The organism is Mesorhizobium sp. M0145, assembly GCF_040322355.1.
Lineage (GTDB): Bacteria > Pseudomonadota > Alphaproteobacteria > Rhizobiales > Rhizobiaceae > Mesorhizobium.
Genome location: NZ_JAMYTK010000039.1, coordinates 1 through 15382, shown reverse-complemented (window position 1 = coordinate 15382; position 15382 = coordinate 1). Strand labels below are relative to the sequence as shown.

Here is a 15382-nt window from a genome sequence, read left to right as displayed (position 1 = left end):
GTTCAATGAATATTCCTTCCACCTTGAAGATAACGGGACGCGCGGCCGTTTTAGGTTCGCTCGCTCTCGCTGCACTGGGCACGGTTGCTGCGTTCGCGCAGGAAGCGGCACCGGCGGCACCGGCTGCCCCTGCGCCCGCGCTCGACACCGGCAACACAGCCTGGATGTTGACCTCGACGGCGCTGGTGCTGATGATGACCATACCGGGCCTGGCGCTGTTTTATGGCGGCATGGTGCGCAAAAAGAACGTGCTCGCCACCATCATGCAGAGCTTTGCCATCACCTGCCTGGTGACGGTGCTGTGGTTCATGTTCGGCTACTCGCTGGCCTTCTCGGATGGCGGCGGCATGAATGCCTATCTCGGCGGCTTCTCGAAGTTCTTCCACAACGGCATCACCACCTCCTCGCTGTGGCTGCCGGGCGTGGCGAACATTCCTGAGTTCGTCTTCTCGATGTTCCAGATGACCTTCGCCATCATCACGCCGGCGCTGATTGCCGGCGCCTTCGCCGAACGCATGAAGTTCTCGGCGCTGCTCATCTTCATGGGCGCGTGGCTGCTGGTGGTCTACGCCCCGATCGCGCACTGGGTGTGGGGCGGCGGCTTCCTCGGCACAGCCGGCGTTCTCGATTTCGCCGGCGGCACCGTCGTTCACATCAATGCCGGTGTTGCCGGCCTGGTCTGCGCGCTGGTTCTCGGCAAACGTGAAGGCTACGGCACCACCAACATGGCGCCGCACAACCTCGTCTACTCCGTCATCGGCGCTTCGCTGCTGTGGGTCGGCTGGTTCGGCTTCAACGCCGGCTCGGAACTGGCCGCCGACGGCCTTGCCGGTGCCGCAATGCTGAACACCCAGGTTGCCGCTGCTGCTGCGGCGCTCGCCTGGATGTTCGCCGAATGGATCGTCGCCAAGAAGCCGAGCGTTCTCGGCATCATCTCGGGCGCCGTCGCTGGCCTGGTCGCGGTGACGCCGGCTTCCGGCTTCGTCAATCCGACCGGCGCCTTCATCGTCGGCATCGTCGCCGGCGTGCTCTGCTACGTCTCGGCCGTCAAGCTCAAGCACGCGTTCGGCTATGACGACTCGCTCGATGCATTCGGCGTGCACGGCATCGGCGGCATCATCGGTGCATTGCTGACCGGCGTGCTCGCCGATCCGGCGATCAACAGCCTCGGCTCGGGCGCCTCTGTCGGCAAGCAGCTCTACGGTATCGTCTTCACCATCCTGTGGACGGCGATCGCGAGCTTCGTGATCCTCTACATCGTCAAGGCGCTGGTCGGCCTGCGTCCTTCCACCCCGGAAGAGGTCGAAGGCCTCGACATCAGCCAGCACGGCGAAGTGGTGCCGTAAAAAGGTATTGGCTGGTACCGGCGTTTTGCCGGTGCCGGGAAGATCCCGTCGTGATGCTCCCGAAAGGGCTCACGCCTTGAGGCCCGGAAGATTTCCGGGCCTCTTTTTTGCGCGCGGATGGCCGTGATGGCTCGATCACGGTCGCTTGATCAAGGTGCTCGATCCGCCGGCGACGTGAAACAGCGGCCGCAGCGGCTCCGAACTGTGGTGGCGGTCGCCCGTTCCGGTGACGCAGAATGCCCATGGTTAATGCGCCCTTAACCTTCCCGCCGCTAGTCTGACAGCCGAATCTGCCGTGTTGCGCGTCCGCGCCCGGCCGGGCAACGACAGACGAGGAAGAGCATGCGTTCAGGGGCTTCAGCACCGCTTGCGCTGGCCGATACGGAGCACGGCATCCGGTCGTTCGCGAGGCGCCAGGTCGGGCGGCTGGTCGGTGCCGGGCTGTTTGCTCTGGTTGGTTTCGGCGTCGCCGCCCTTGCAACCTGGAACGTCGCCGATCCGAGCTTTTCGCATGCCACCGACAATATCGTCACCAATGCAATGGGTTATGCCGGCGCCGTCTTTTCCGACATTGCCATGCAGTTCTTCGGACTTGCCGCCGTTGCGGCGCTGGTGCCGGCGGTGATCTGGGGATTTCTGCTGTTTACCGCGCGCGGCGTCGACCGGCTGCCGAAACGGGCGCTGGCCTGGTTCGGGTTTTCGCTGCTTGGCGCGGCAATTGCCGGCTGCGTGGTGCCGCCCAAGACCTGGCCGCTGCCGACCGGCCTCGGCGGCGTCTTCGGCGACATGGTGCTCAATATCCCGGGCCTGGTCATCGGCGGCTATCCGACCGGCCTCGTCGCCAGCGTGCTCGCCGTGCTCCTGGCAGCGCCGGCGCTGTGGGTATTCTTGTATGGCTCGGCGCTGATTTCGCGCAAGAACGGCTTTGCCGTCCTCGAACAGCCTGCAGTGCCCGATCCGCAGGAGGACCTGCTTTTCGACAATGAAGAGGACGAGGGCGACGAAGGTATATTGGCGCTTGGCGCCATCACCCACTGGTGGCTGTCGCTGCGGGCCTATCTGCGCCGCCGCGCCGCGCGCCGGCGCGAGCGCGACGATTTCGAGCCGGAGATGGAACCGCGCCCCAGCGCCTGGCGGCGGGCGGCCGAACGGGTCGAATCGGCCGAGTTCGCCGAGGCGCGGATGAGCCCGGGCGGGCGCGCCCGCGTCGAGCCGGAATTCTTCGCCGCCATGGTCAACGACCGCAGTGCCTCGATCGACCCTGACGATGCCGACGTCTTCGATAACGACAATGACGACGACATGGATTTCGCGCCCGAGCCGGCCGGCCAGCGCCGCGCCGCGCCGACGGCCAAGGTGCAGAACTTCCGTTCCGACGCGGCGACACGCGTCGAGGCGCCGGCGCCGCGGCCGGCCCCCGGCGCCCGCGTCCAGCGCGAGGCGCAGACTTCGCTGATCGGCTCGGAAAAATTCGAGATGCCGTCGCTGCACTTCCTGTCGGAACCAAAGAACGTGGTGCGCGACGCCAGCCTGTCCAAGGACGCGCTGGAGCAGAACGCCCGCCTGCTCGAGGGCGTGCTGGAGGATTTCGGCGTCAAGGGCGAAATCATCCATGTGCGTCCGGGTCCGGTCGTCACGCTCTACGAGCTGGAACCGGCGCCCGGCATCAAATCGTCGCGGGTCATCGGCCTGTCCGACGACATCGCCCGCTCGATGAGCGCCATCGCCTGCCGTGTCGCCGTGGTGCCCGGCCGCAACGCGATCGGCATCGAATTGCCGAACGCCAGGCGCGAGACGGTCTATTTGCGCGAGATCATGGCCAGCCGCGATTTCGAAACCACCAAGGCCAAGCTGGCGCTGGCGCTGGGCAAGACCATCAATGGCGAGGCGGTGATCGTCGACATCGCCAAAATGCCGCACGTGCTGGTCGCCGGCACCACCGGCTCGGGCAAGTCCGTCGCCATCAACACCATGATCCTGTCGCTGCTCTACCGGCTGACGCCGCAGGACTGCCGGCTGATCATGATCGATCCAAAGATGCTGGAGCTCTCGGTCTATGACGGCATTCCGCATCTTCTGACGCCGGTCGTCACCGATCCGAAGAAGGCGGTGGTGGCGCTAAAATGGACCGTGCGGGAGATGGAGGACCGCTACCGCAAGATGTCCAAGGTCGGCGTCCGCAACATCGACGGCTTCAACGCGCGCGTGCAGCAGGCCGAGAAAAAGGGCGAAAGGATCTCGCGCACCGTGCAGACCGGCTTCGACCGCCAAACCGGCGAGGCGATCTACGAGACGGAGAACCTCGACCTCGAGCCGATGCCCTACATCGTCGTCATCATCGACGAGATGGCCGATTTGATGATGGTCGCCGGCAAGGACATCGAAGGCGCGGTGCAGCGCCTGGCGCAGATGGCGCGCGCCGCCGGCATCCATGTCATCATGGCGACGCAGCGGCCGTCGGTCGACGTCATCACCGGCACCATCAAGGCGAATTTCCCGACCCGCATCTCCTTCCAGGTGACATCGAAGATCGACAGCCGCACCATCCTGGGCGAGCAGGGCGCCGAACAGCTGCTCGGCATGGGCGACATGCTCTACATGGCCGGCGGCGGCCGCATCCAGCGCGTGCACGGTCCCTTCGTCTCCGACGACGAGGTGGAGAAAATTGTCGCGCATCTGAAGCTGCAGGGCGTGCCGGAATATCTCGACGCCATCACCGAGGACGACGACAAGGATGACGACGAGCCGACGGGCAAAGGCAGTGGCGGCGGCGACGGCGGCAATTTCGAGGATTCCGACGATCCCTACGACCAGGCGGTCGCGGTGGTGCTGCGCGACGGCAAGGCCTCGACCAGCTACATCCAGCGCCGGCTCGGCATCGGCTACAACCGCGCCGCCTCGATCATCGAGAAGATGGAGAAGGAAGGCATTGTCGGCCCGGCCAACCATGCCGGAAAACGCGAAATCCTGGTGCCGACGGAGGACGACAAGTTCTAGAGCGCGTCCGCGCCGGCAACTTTGAACCTTTTGGCGCGTTGCAGCGGACGGGCGCCGTGCGGCCCGCCAAACTTAAGCCCAACTGGGGGGCCAGACCAATATAACGAGCAAGCAATCAGATGATGGTGACCGGCATGAAAAACGCAACTCTCGCCCCAAGCAGGGATTTCGCCCCAACCCGCCGGCAGGTGCTCGGCCTCGGCCTGGTCCTGGCCGGTGCGGCGGCCGCCAACCTCGTGCCCGGCTTCCAGTTGCTGGCGTCGGCGCAAGCAGCGGTTCCGGCGACGGCGCAGAAGATCGCCGATCATTTCTCCTCGGTCAAATCGATGAGCGGCGAGTTCGTGCAGTTCGGACCCAAGGGCGAGCAGACCGGCGGCAAGTTCTTTCTGGAACGGCCGGGCAAGATCCGCTTCAATTACGACGGCGCCTCGAATTTCAGGGTGATTTCCGACGGCAAGTCGGTGGTCATCCTCAACAAGAAGCTGCGGACCTCCGACCTCTATCCGCTGTCGAAGACGCCGCTGAAGCTGCTGCTCGACGACAAGATCGATCTGTCGGGCGGGCGCGTCAGAAGCGTCAAGGAAGAGGACGATCTCACCACCATCCAGCTTGCCGACAAATCGGTGTTCGGCAATTCGAAGATCACCATGATGTTCGATCCGAAATCTTATGAATTGCGGCAGTGGACCATCACCGATGCGCAAGGCAAGGACACGACGGTGATGATCTTCAACACCAAGGAGGGCGTCAGCTTCGCCCCCGACACCTTCGCCATCGACTATACGGCGAACCGCGAGCTGAACACCAAGACGCGGTAACTTGCTACTGCTGCTGGATGGCTTTTCCGCGTTGGTGCGGGCGGCTTGTTTTTGCGGTGCGCGGCTGGCAGTAGTTTCCGCGATTGACTTCCGTCGGAGCCATCCGGCGGATCTTGCGTTGTCCGGAACCCCACATGCCGTTTTCCGTCGCTACCTGGAACATCAACTCCGTCCGGCTGCGCATGCCGATCGTCGAGCGCCTGCTGGTCGAGCAGGCACCGGACGTGCTCTGCCTGCAGGAAACCAAGGTTCCGGACGAATTGTTTCCGGAGAAGGCGTTCCGCAAGCTCGGCTACGAGCACATCGCCTTCCACGGCCAGAAGGGCTATCACGGCGTTGCGACCATAGCGCGCCGTCCGATCGAGGTGGTCGAAAAGCGCCGCTTCTGCGAGATCGACGACAGCCGGCATCTGTCGGTCACCGTCAAGGCCGGCGGCAAAACGATCCTGCTGCACAATTTCTACGTTCCGGCCGGCGGCGACGAGCCCGACCCGGCCGTCAACCGCAAGTTCAAGCACAAGCTCGATTTCGTTGCCGAGATGAACGCCGTCCGCGCCGAGCATGACGAGCACTCCGGCTCGATCCTGGTCGGCGACCTCAACATCGCGCCGCTCGAGCACGATGTCTGGTCGCACAAGCAGCTCCTCAATGTCGTCAGCCATACGCCGGTCGAGACGGAAAACTTCGAGGCAATGCGGCTCGCCGGCGACTGGATCGACCTGATGCGGCTCAATGTGCCTTACGAGGAGAAACTCTACACCTGGTGGAGCTATCGCGCCCAGGATTGGCAGGCCTCAAATCGCGGCCGCCGCCTCGACCATGTCTGGTCGTCGCCAAACCTGGTGCCGCATTTTGCCGGCTATGAAATCCTGCGGCCGGCGCGCGGCTGGGAACGGCCCTCGGACCATGTGCCGGTGATCGGGCGTTTCAACCTGGATTAGCTTTGTCTCGCCTTAACAACTCAGCGAAACCTGAAGCTATCCGCGATGTAGTCGGGACGGGCGTTCAGCGTGGCGAAAACGTCCTCCAGGTCAGGCGCCCCCGCCAATATGCCCGACAGGACCAGCGTCGTCGCGACGCCGACGCCGTTGCCGCCGGCGATGTCGTGCTCGACGCTGTCGCCGACGCAGACCACGCTGTCGCGCTCCGGGTGGCCCGCCAGTGCCAGCGCTGCCTCGAATATCTGCGGATTGGGCTTGCCAATGCGCGCCACGCTGCCGCCGAGGCTCTCATAGAGATCGGCGAGCCGGCCGGCGCCGAAGCGAGGGCCGACGGCAGTCAGCATGATCTTGTCGGGATTGGTGCAGAAGCATGGCACCCGCCGCGCCGCCGCCGGACCAAGAAGCCGGCGATAATGGTCGAGGTCGTAGCGATCGCCCTCGCTGGCGGAAATCAGCACCAGTTCGGCATCGTTGCCGTCCTTGGCCAGGACGAAGGGCAGGCCGTCGACAGCCGAACGGTCATTGTCGCGGCGGATCAGCAGGCATTTTGTCTGCGGGCGCAGGGCTCCGGATGCTGCCATTTGGTGGAAGGAGCGCCACGCCACCTCGCCGGAGGAGACAAAGTGATCCCAGCTTCCCGGTTCGAAGCCGAGCTTCAGCAGGCGGCGCTCATTGGGTTGCGCCCGCTTGCCGGAATTCGAGATCAGTACGATGGTCTTGCCGGCGCGCTTGAGTGCCGACAACGCTTCGACAGCACCTGGATAGGCGCTGGTGCCGTCGTGCAGCACACCAAATTGGTCGAGCAGGAACACCTGATAGCGGTCGGTCAGCGCGGCGATGCCGTCGAGGTGTTGAATTGCCTTGGCCGTCATAAAAGCCCCGCTGCGCTTGCGCCCATCAGCGCCAGCCGCGCCGTGCCGGCAGCGGCCTCCTCCGAAAGAGCCGGCACGAGAGCGACGCCAAGCTTGCGCTGCCGGATCGCTGTCCAGGCCGGATTGGCCGCACCGCCGCCGACGCTCCTGACCGATGTCAGCCGGGGGGCGCCGAGTTCGGCAAGCCGGCGATAGCCGAGCGCTTCGATCGCCGCAATACCCTCGAACATCGCTTTCAGATAGTCGGCGTCGTCCGCGGGCCGCGGCTCGAGGCGTGGCGGCAGCGCCGGATCGGCTATGGGGAAGCGTTCGCCCGGCGCCGGCAGCGGGTAATAATCGAGGCCGGTCTTCGTCGCCGGGTCGATTTTTTTGCTGAGTTCGACAATGCGGGCGACGGGGAAATGCTGGGCCAGCACCTTGCCGCCGGAGTTCGAGGCGCCGCCCGCCAGGTAGGTGTCACCCAGCCGATGGCTGTAGATGCCGAATTGCGGCGCCGAGATCGGCCGGTCGGAGAGGATCTTGATGGTCAGCGACGAGCCGAGCGCGGTAACGCCGTCGCCCGCGGCACTCGCACCGGTCGCCAGGAATGAGGCGCAGCCATCCGTCGTGCCGGCAACGATAACCACGTCGCGCGGCAGGCCGAACATTTTCGCAGCGCTGGCGGTGAGCGTGTCCGTGACATCGCCCGGCCGCACGACGCGGGGCAGGAATTCCATGCGCACGCCGGTCGCCGCGATCCAGTCCGGCCAGTGCCGGGCCCCGACGTCGTAGCCGGTCTTCAGGGCGTTGTTCTCGTCGCTGACATCGAAGCGGCCGGAAAACTGTCCGGCGATCCAGTCTGCCTGGTGCAGCACAGTGGCGACGCCGGGCAGGTGCTGGAAAGACAGCGCCTTGGCGAGACCGGAGGTCGCCCCAAGTGCAGCGCTCGTTGCCGGTGCCGCGCCGGCTATTTCAGTCAGGATAGTGTCGTCAGCGACCTTGTCGTTGTACATCAGCGGTTCGGCCAGCGGCCGCCCGGCGCCGTCGACCGGCAGCAGCGTGCCCGACGTACCGTCGACGGCGATCGAGCGCACTGCCGCGCGATCGATACATTTGAGCAGTTCCGCCAACGTCGCGCCGACCGCCTCCCACCATATGGCTGGGTCGCGGCCGTTCGGCCCAAATCGCTCGAGGGCAATAGCGGAATGCGCGGCAATTGAAAAGTCCGGACGCATGGCGACGGCGCGCGCGCCGGATGTGCCGATGTCGATGCCGATGGCAAGCGGACCAGACGAACGCGGCATGTCAGCTGCCTCCGGCATTGAGTTTCTGGCGATATTTTTCGGCGTCCCAGTTGATCAGCTCGTTATTCTCCGCCGCTGTCAGATAATTCAGCTTCGCCGCGACATTGATCCGCGCTGTCACGTCGGAAAGGCAGCGCTGCATGGCGTCGGCACCGGCGCCGGCGTCGCCGCGCATCAACACGCCGAGTCCAGGAAACAGGATCGCCACGGGTGCGGCGCCGCAGCGCTCGATGACGCGCTTCACACCCTCGTCCGGTCTCGCCAGGACCGAGCCTTCGCCGAGAAAGATGACGTGGTCGGGGTAGAGGCTGCCAGCCGAAGCCATGCGGCAGCTTTCGGGGTCGATCGCCACCGCATGCGCCTCAACGTCCGCCGGCAATCTGTAGTCGCTGTCGCCGGCGCGCGCCGTCAATGCCGCGATGTCCGGTTCCGCCACCTGGCGCGGCGGCCGCGCCAACAGTCGTGTCACGCGCCGCAGCAGCATGTCGGCCGCGGCGACGGTCTCGGCTGCAACGACCAGGCCGTGATTGCCGAGGATCAGGATATCCACGCCTGGCCGAAGGCGCTCGGCGATACCCTGCGCGAGCGGCAGTCCCGGCCGGCGATAGGGAATATACGCCCATTGATGGCCGTCGAGCCGCCTGGCGGCCTCGGCCTCGCAGTCGGCCTGCACGGCCAGCGAAATGGTCTCGACGCAGTGAACATGCAGAACGATGCGCTGCGGCATCAGCGCATGCACGGTGGTCTCGATCGACGGGCGCAAGCCGCGCGCGTTGAGGGCGTCGACAGTGAAGGCCTGCGGCTGTTCGGCGGCCGGGTCGCGCCGTTCGATGGCGTCGAGCAATGGCGGGATGCCGACCGGCACCATGATGTCGGCGATGAGCGCGTCCTTCAGCCAGGTGCCGGAGGCCTTGATCCAGAGGGTGTCGCCGGCTTTCAGCGAGGTGTTGCCGCCGGCGGCCTGGGTCAGATGCGGGTCGCTGCCGATGGCGGCCGAAAGCGACTGCAGCGCTGCCAGTTCCTGCGCATCCGCACTGATCGTCATCGAAATTCCTCCACAAACCGGCCGCGTGGCCACGGCTTTGGACGTCCCGGTGCCGGGACGAAGACCGACGCTGGTATCGCAGATGCGAGTAAGTTACGTCAACAGTGATGTTATCGCGTCAGATCAGGCTTGCAATCCGAGGCGTGTTGAGTAAGTTGCACCAATTGCCGTGCAAAATGGCAATGCCCTGCAAAATGCTTGGGAGGCAAGCGCATTGGGAGGTAAGGGTTGAGCGACTCCGGCCGCCAGCGCCAGATTGTCGAGCTTTTGCGGGACCGGCCTTTCGCATCGGTGCGCGAGCTGCAGGAGCGGCTTGGCGTGTCGGCGGCGACAGTGCGGCGCGACATCGACAAGATCGACGAGGCCGGCGAAGCGCGCAAGGTCTATGGCGGCATCTCGGCGCTCGATGGCGCTTCGCAAGCCGGCGTCGCCTATGCCAGGCCCTATGACGAGAACCGCGACCTCGCCGTCGAGGCCAAGCGGCAGATCGCCGCTCTCGCCGCCACCATGGTGCGCGACGGCGACGCGGTCATCGTGCATGGCGGTTCGACCTGCTTCCATCTCGGCGTCAAGCTCGCGGACCGCAACATCCGGCTCTACACCAACTCGATGCCGCTCGCGGCCTATCTCAGCGACCACGGCCATTGCAGCCTCACCGTCGCCGGCGGCGAACTGCACCGCGAGCCGGGCATCATCCATTCGCTGACGCAGACGGTGCCGTTCTACGCCTCGAAGTTCTTTCTCGGCGCGCAAGGCATCGGCCAGGAAGGCCTTCTGGAATCGCACCCGCTGCTGGTCCGCTCGATCGTCGAGCTCAGCCTCTGCGCCGACCAGATCGTCGTGCTGGCCGACAGCCGAAAACTGTCGATCCACGCGCGCAATGTGGCACTGCCGCTGTCGCGGATCGGCACGCTGGTCACCGATGACGGCCTGTCCGAGACAGATGCCCGCACGCTCGAAGATGCCGGCGTCATGGTGCGGATCGCGGCTTCCTCGGGAGGCGCCCAGTGAACATCGCCGTCCTCGATTTCGGCAAGACCAATTCGAAGCTGTTCGTCTTCGGCCAGGACGGACAGATCCTCGACGAGCGCCGCACCCAGCCGAGCTGGATCCGCAAAGGCGGCTTCAGCGTGCTCGACGAGCCAGCGCTGCACGACTGGGCGGCTCGCGCCGTTGATGATGCAGTCGACACGCATGGCGTGGAAGGGCTGATGGTATCCGGCCATGGCTGCACCTTCGCGTTGGTCGACGAAGCCGCGCTGACGCATCCGATCCTCGATTACGAGCAGGAACCGCCAGCTGAAATCGCCGCGCAGATCGACCGCCGCATTCCGGATTTTGCCGAGACCTTTTCGCCGCGCCTGCCGCTTGGCTTCAACTACGGCCGCCACATGTTGTGGCTGAAGGAGGTGGAGCCCGGTGCCTTCGCCACAGCGAAATCGATCCTCGGCTACCCCCAATATTGGAGCTGGCGGTTTGGCGGCCGGCCGGTATCGGAAGTGTCGTATCTTGGCTGCCACTCGCATTTATGGGCGCCGCGCAAACGCGATTTCAGCTCGCTGGTCGATGCCGAGGGCTGGCGCCGCCAGATGCCCGCCTTCGAGCGTGCAGGCGCGGTGATCGGCGAGCAGCGCTTCGGCCAGGCCGCGAAGCCAGTCGCCATCCATAATGGCGTCCACGACAGCAATGCCGCGCTCCATGCCTACCGCCGGCAGCAGCTCGGGGCGGTGACCGTGGTCTCGACCGGCACCTGGGTGGTCGTGCTCAATCCGGACTGCCCGCTCGACGCACTCGACGGCGAGCGCGACATGCTGGTCAATGTCGATGTCGATGGCGGCCCAGTGCCAACCGTCCGCTTCATGGGCGGGCGCGAATTCGCCACGATCAGCGCCGGCTGGCAGGGCGCAATCGCGCCGTCATCGATACAACGGGTGATCGACGCCGGCATTATGGCGCTGCCGAGCTTCGCGCCCGGCGGCCCGATGCCGCACCGCCGCGGCGAACTGGTCGGGCGTACGCCCAATGCCGAGGAACGCGCGGCCATGGCGCTGCTCTATGTCGCGCTGATGGTCGATCTGTGCCTCGAGCTGATCCATTCGGACAACACAGTGATCGTCGACGGCGGCCTGAACAATGGCGGGCTGCTTGCCGCGTTGCTGGCGCAGTTGCGGCCCGGGCAGGCTTTCCTGCAGGGAGCAACGCTGGAGGGCAGCGCCACCGGTGCTGCCGCACTTGCCTTCGAAAGCGTCGGGCGCGAGTTTGCCACTGAAGCGCCGGAGGCGGTGCATGCGGCAAGTTTCAGCGGCCTTGCCGGCTATCGCAACGACTGGCGCGGCCTTGCCGCCGACCGGGCTGTGGCCAGCGCAGCCGCAGGAGGTGCGCGATGAGCGCCGCCGCCCGGATCGAGACGGTGCGCCAGCCGGTGCTGGAGATGCGCCACATCTCCAAGACGTTCGGTGCGATCCGCGCCTTGCACGATGTGTCGCTGACCGTTCACGCCGGCGAGCTGCACGCGCTGATGGGCGAAAACGGTGCCGGCAAGTCGACGCTGATGAAGGTGCTGTCCGGCGCCTACCGGCCGGACCCCGGCGGCGAAATCCTGATCGACGGCGTGCCGGCCGCGACTGGCGACCCGATCAAGGCGCGCGCCGCCGGCATTGCGGTCATCTATCAGGAGCTGTCGCTGGCGCCTAATCTGTCGGTAGCGCAGAACATTTTTCTCGGCAACGAGCCGCGACGGTTCGGCGTTGTCGACCGCGAGCAGTGCAATCGGCGCGCCAGCGAGATCATCGCGCGGCTCGGCGTGACCTTCTCGGCGCGCAGTCCGGTCGCAAGCCTGTCGCTTGGCGAGCGACAGCTGGTGGAAATCGCCCGCGCACTGTCGACCAATGCGCGCATCATCGTCATGGACGAGCCGACCACGTCGCTGACCTCGCGTGAGACCGACCGGCTGTTCGAGGTGATCGCGACGCTGAAGTCGCAAGGCATCGCCATCATCTACATCAGCCACCGCATGGAAGAGGTCTACCAGCTCGCCGACCGCGTCAGCGTGCTACGCGACAGCGGCTATGTCGGCACGCTCGACCGCGCCGACCTGAACGCCTCGCGCCTGGTATCGATGATGGTCGGGCGCGATCTGTCGACGTTCTACAAGAAGGATCACCGTCCGCCGGACAGCAAGCGCGCCATCGCGCTGTCGGTGCGCGGCATGTCGGACGGCAATCTCATAAAGAATTGTTCCTTCGACCTCCACAAGGGCGAGGTACTGGCACTGGCCGGCCTGGTCGGCTCGGGCCGGACCGAACTGGCACGGCTGATCTTCGGCGCCGACAGGCACACATCAGGCACGCTGGAGCTCGGCGGCAAACCGATATCCATCGGTTCGCCGAGCGAGGCGCTCGATGCCGGCATCGCCTATCTGACCGAGGACCGCAAGCAACTTGGCCTGTTTCTCGACATGTCGATCTCCGACAATATCAGCATGGGCGTGCTGGCAAAGGACGCGAAGGCCGGCGGTTTGCGCGACTTCACGGCTGCCGAAAAGCGCGCCGCCAAGGCGGTGTCAGACCTCTCCATCCGCACCAGCTCGGTGCAGGCCAATGCCGGCTCGCTGTCGGGCGGCAACCAGCAGAAGGTGCTGCTCGCCCGCCTGCTGGAAACCGAGCCGCAGGTCGTCATCCTCGATGAGCCGACCCGCGGCGTCGATGTCGGGGCGAAGTCGGAAATCTATCGGCTGATCGACAACCTGGCCAAGAAAGGCATCGCCATCCTGATGATCTCCAGCGAACTGCCGGAGGTGATCGGCATCGCCGACCGCGTGCTGGTGATGCGCGACGGCACCATTGCCGGCGAGGTGACGGCGTCGGAGGGCGAGCCGCTGCGGCAGGAAGCGATCATGGAACTTGCAACGGGAGCGGCTCAGCGATGACCGACAAGGTGGCCGACACGATGAAAGCGGACGACCGGGCGGTCGGCAGGAGCACGAGGTGGCGTACCGCCATCGCCGCACTCGGCATGCTGCCGATCCTGATCCTGCTGGCGGTCGGCTTCCAGTTCATCAATCCGCGCTTTTTCACCCAGACCAATCTGCTGATCGTCATGCAGCAATCGTCGATCAACATCGTGCTGGCCGCCGGCATGACCTTCGTCATCCTGACCGGCGGCATCGACCTGTCCGTCGGCTCGATCCTTGCCGCCTCGGCGATGGTGGCGGTGATGGTGTCGCTGGTGCCCGATTGGGGACTGCTGGGCGTGCCCGCGGCCATTCTCGTCGGGCTCGGTTTCGGCGTCATCAACGGGCTGCTGATCGCCTATATCAAGCTGCCGCCCTTCATCGTCACGCTGGGATCGCTGACCGCCGTGCGCGGCGTCGCCCGCCTGCTCGGCCAGGACACGACGGTGTTCAACGCGGACCTGCCGTTCGACTTCATCGGCAACGGTTCGCTGTTCGGCATTCCGTGGCTGGTAATCATCGCGCTGGCGGTCGTCGTCCTGTCCTGGCTGGTGCTCAAGCGCACCGTGCTCGGCACCTGGATCTACGCCGTCGGCGGCAACGCCGAGGCCGCCAGGCTGACCGGCATCAAGGTGCCGCTGGTGCTGCTCTTCGTCTACGGCGTTTCCGGCCTTCTGGCCGGCCTTGGCGGCGCCATGTCGGCGGCCCGGCTCTATGCCGCCAACGGGCTTCAGCTCGGCCAGTCCTACGAACTCGACGCCATTGCCGCAGTCATCCTCGGCGGCACCAGTTTCGTCGGCGGTGTCGGCTCGATCTGGGGCACGCTGATCGGCGGCCTGATCATCGCCGTGCTGTCCAACGGGCTCATCCTCGCCGGTGTTTCGGACATCTGGCAGTACATCATCAAGGGATTGGTCATCATCGTGGCGGTCGCCCTCGACCGTTACCGGCTCCAGGCAGGAGCAAGAACGTGATGGCCCTTAGTCGCCGGCATCCAACGAGCCGGTTTCATGTGTAACGCACCGTGAGAGGCGCGGGGCATCAGGAGGAAAATAAAACAATGAAGACAATCGCTAAACTGCTCTGCGGCGTCGCCCTTGCGGCCGCCGTCATCGCGCCGGCATCGGCAAAGGATCTGAACAAGGTCGGCATCTCGGTCGGACTGCTCGGCAACCCGTTCTTCGTCGCCACCATCAAGGGCATCGAGGACGCGGCCAAGAAGATCAACCCGAATGTGCAGGTGACCTCGGTATCGGCCGACTACGATCTCAACAAGCAGGTATCGCAGGTCGATTCCTTCATCGCTGCCGGTGTCGACGTCATCATGCTCAACGCAGTCGATGCCAAGGCGATCGCGCCGGCGGTGAAGAAGGCGCAGGCGGCCGGCATCGTCGTTGCCGCTTTCGACGTTTCGGCGCCGGGCGCCGACGTCACCGTGATGACCAACAACGTCAAGGCCGGCGAAGAGGCGTGCCAGTATCTGGTCGATAATACCGGCGGCAAGGGCGACTATGTCATCCTCAATGGCCCGGCCTCGTCGTCGATCCTGGAGCGGGTCAAGGGCTGCAAGGACGTGCTGGCAAAGCACCCCGACATCAAGATCCTTTCCGACGACCAGAACGCCGAAGGCTCGCGTGACGGCGGCCTGAAAGTGTTCCAGTCGCTGCTGACGCGTTTCGACAAGATCGACGCGGTCTTCGCCATCAACGATCCGACGGCGATCGGCGCCCAGCTTGCGGCCAAGCAGCTCAACCGCTCGGAGTTCATCTTCACCGCGGTCGACGGTGCACCCGATATCGAGAAGGAACTCGCCTCCGGCACGTCGATGATCAAGGCCTCGGCCTCGCAGGATCCCTATGTGATGGCCGGCCAGTCGCTGACGATGGCGGCTGACCTGCTTGCCGGCAAGAAGCCGGCCGAGCCGACGGTGCTGCTCGACCCGAAGCTGATCACGGCCGACAGTTTGAAGGATTACAAGGGCTGGACCGCGGCTCGCTAAGCCTCCCAAGCCTGGTGGGGGGGGGGGGGGCGGCCGCCCCCGGGTTGTTGGAGGCGGCGGGTGGCGAAAACCCAGGGGGGGGGGGGGGGGGACGAGCGGGAGGGAGGCGGGGAAAAAAGTCTGTGTGGT

12 protein-coding genes are annotated in these 15382 nt (G+C 65.3%); 9 read left to right on the top strand and 3 right to left on the bottom strand.

All coding sequences use genetic code 11. The features are described from left to right. The first annotated feature begins 23 nt into the window (after positions 1–23). The 4 genes from NKJ28_RS30860 to NKJ28_RS30845 all read left to right on the top strand — a co-directional run bounded on the left by NKJ28_RS30860 (position 24) and on the right by NKJ28_RS30845 (position 6102). The gene (locus NKJ28_RS30860) at positions 24–1346 is read left to right on the top strand and encodes an ammonium transporter (protein WP_031212694.1); all 1323 of its coding nucleotides are present in this window, start codon (positions 24–26) and stop codon (positions 1344–1346) included. A 342-nt stretch (positions 1347–1688) separates the two neighbouring features. After that, positions 1689–4343, top strand: coding sequence for an FtsK/SpoIIIE family DNA translocase (locus NKJ28_RS30855; protein ID WP_352638303.1), 2655 nt, complete (start codon positions 1689–1691; stop codon positions 4341–4343). 134 nt (positions 4344–4477) lie between these two features. Next, positions 4478–5161 carry an outer membrane lipoprotein carrier protein LolA gene (locus tag NKJ28_RS30850; RefSeq protein ID WP_031213172.1) on the top strand — a complete coding sequence of 228 codons (684 nt, stop codon included), beginning with the start codon at positions 4478–4480 and terminating at the stop codon, positions 5159–5161. Between the two features lie 134 nt (positions 5162–5295). Further along, a complete protein-coding gene (locus NKJ28_RS30845; protein WP_352638302.1) occupies positions 5296–6102 on the top strand; it encodes an exodeoxyribonuclease III in 807 nt (268 codons plus the stop codon). Positions 6103–6122: 20 nt separating this feature from the next. On the opposite strand, the gene NKJ28_RS30840 is transcribed toward NKJ28_RS30845, so the two are convergent. From NKJ28_RS30840 to NKJ28_RS30830, 3 genes are read right to left on the bottom strand one after another with little or no spacing between them, the layout of a single operon-like run. Beyond that, positions 6123–6974, bottom strand: a complete 852-nt coding sequence (locus tag NKJ28_RS30840) for a TIGR01459 family HAD-type hydrolase (protein WP_352456310.1) — start codon at positions 6972–6974, stop codon at positions 6123–6125. Continuing rightward, positions 6971–8257 (bottom strand): FGGY-family carbohydrate kinase, encoded by a 1287-nt coding sequence (locus NKJ28_RS30835; protein WP_352638300.1) that lies wholly within the window; start codon positions 8255–8257, stop codon positions 6971–6973. The genes NKJ28_RS30840 and NKJ28_RS30835 overlap by 4 nt, the downstream gene beginning before the upstream one ends. 1 nt (position 8258) lies before the next feature. Beyond that, complete coding sequence (locus NKJ28_RS30830) at positions 8259–9302, bottom strand: class II aldolase/adducin family protein (RefSeq protein WP_352638298.1); 1044 nt, start codon at positions 9300–9302, stop codon at positions 8259–8261. A gap of 228 nt (positions 9303–9530) precedes the next feature. Between NKJ28_RS30830 and NKJ28_RS30825 the strand changes: the two genes are divergently transcribed. The 5 genes from NKJ28_RS30825 (at position 9531) to NKJ28_RS30805 (ending at position 15253) form a co-directional block, all read left to right on the top strand. Further along, the gene (locus NKJ28_RS30825; protein ID WP_352638296.1) at positions 9531–10313 is read left to right on the top strand and encodes a DeoR/GlpR family DNA-binding transcription regulator; all 783 of its coding nucleotides are present in this window, start codon (positions 9531–9533) and stop codon (positions 10311–10313) included. Continuing rightward, positions 10310–11689 carry an FGGY-family carbohydrate kinase gene (locus NKJ28_RS30820; protein ID WP_352638294.1) on the top strand — a complete coding sequence of 460 codons (1380 nt, stop codon included), beginning with the start codon at positions 10310–10312 and terminating at the stop codon, positions 11687–11689. The genes NKJ28_RS30825 and NKJ28_RS30820 overlap by 4 nt, the downstream gene beginning before the upstream one ends. Continuing rightward, positions 11686–13230: a sugar ABC transporter ATP-binding protein gene (locus tag NKJ28_RS30815; protein WP_352638292.1), complete on the top strand. Its 1545-nt coding sequence runs from the start codon at positions 11686–11688 to the stop codon at positions 13228–13230. The genes NKJ28_RS30820 and NKJ28_RS30815 overlap by 4 nt, the downstream gene beginning before the upstream one ends. A 20-nt stretch (positions 13231–13250) precedes the next feature. Continuing rightward, positions 13251–14228: an ABC transporter permease subunit gene (locus NKJ28_RS30810; RefSeq protein ID WP_502894527.1), complete on the top strand. Its 978-nt coding sequence runs from the start codon at positions 13251–13253 to the stop codon at positions 14226–14228. 86 nt (positions 14229–14314) lie between these two features. Then, entirely contained in the window at positions 14315–15253 is a 939-nt protein-coding gene (locus NKJ28_RS30805; RefSeq protein ID WP_352638290.1) for an ABC transporter substrate-binding protein, read from the top strand. Positions 15254–15382 lie beyond the last annotated feature (129 nt).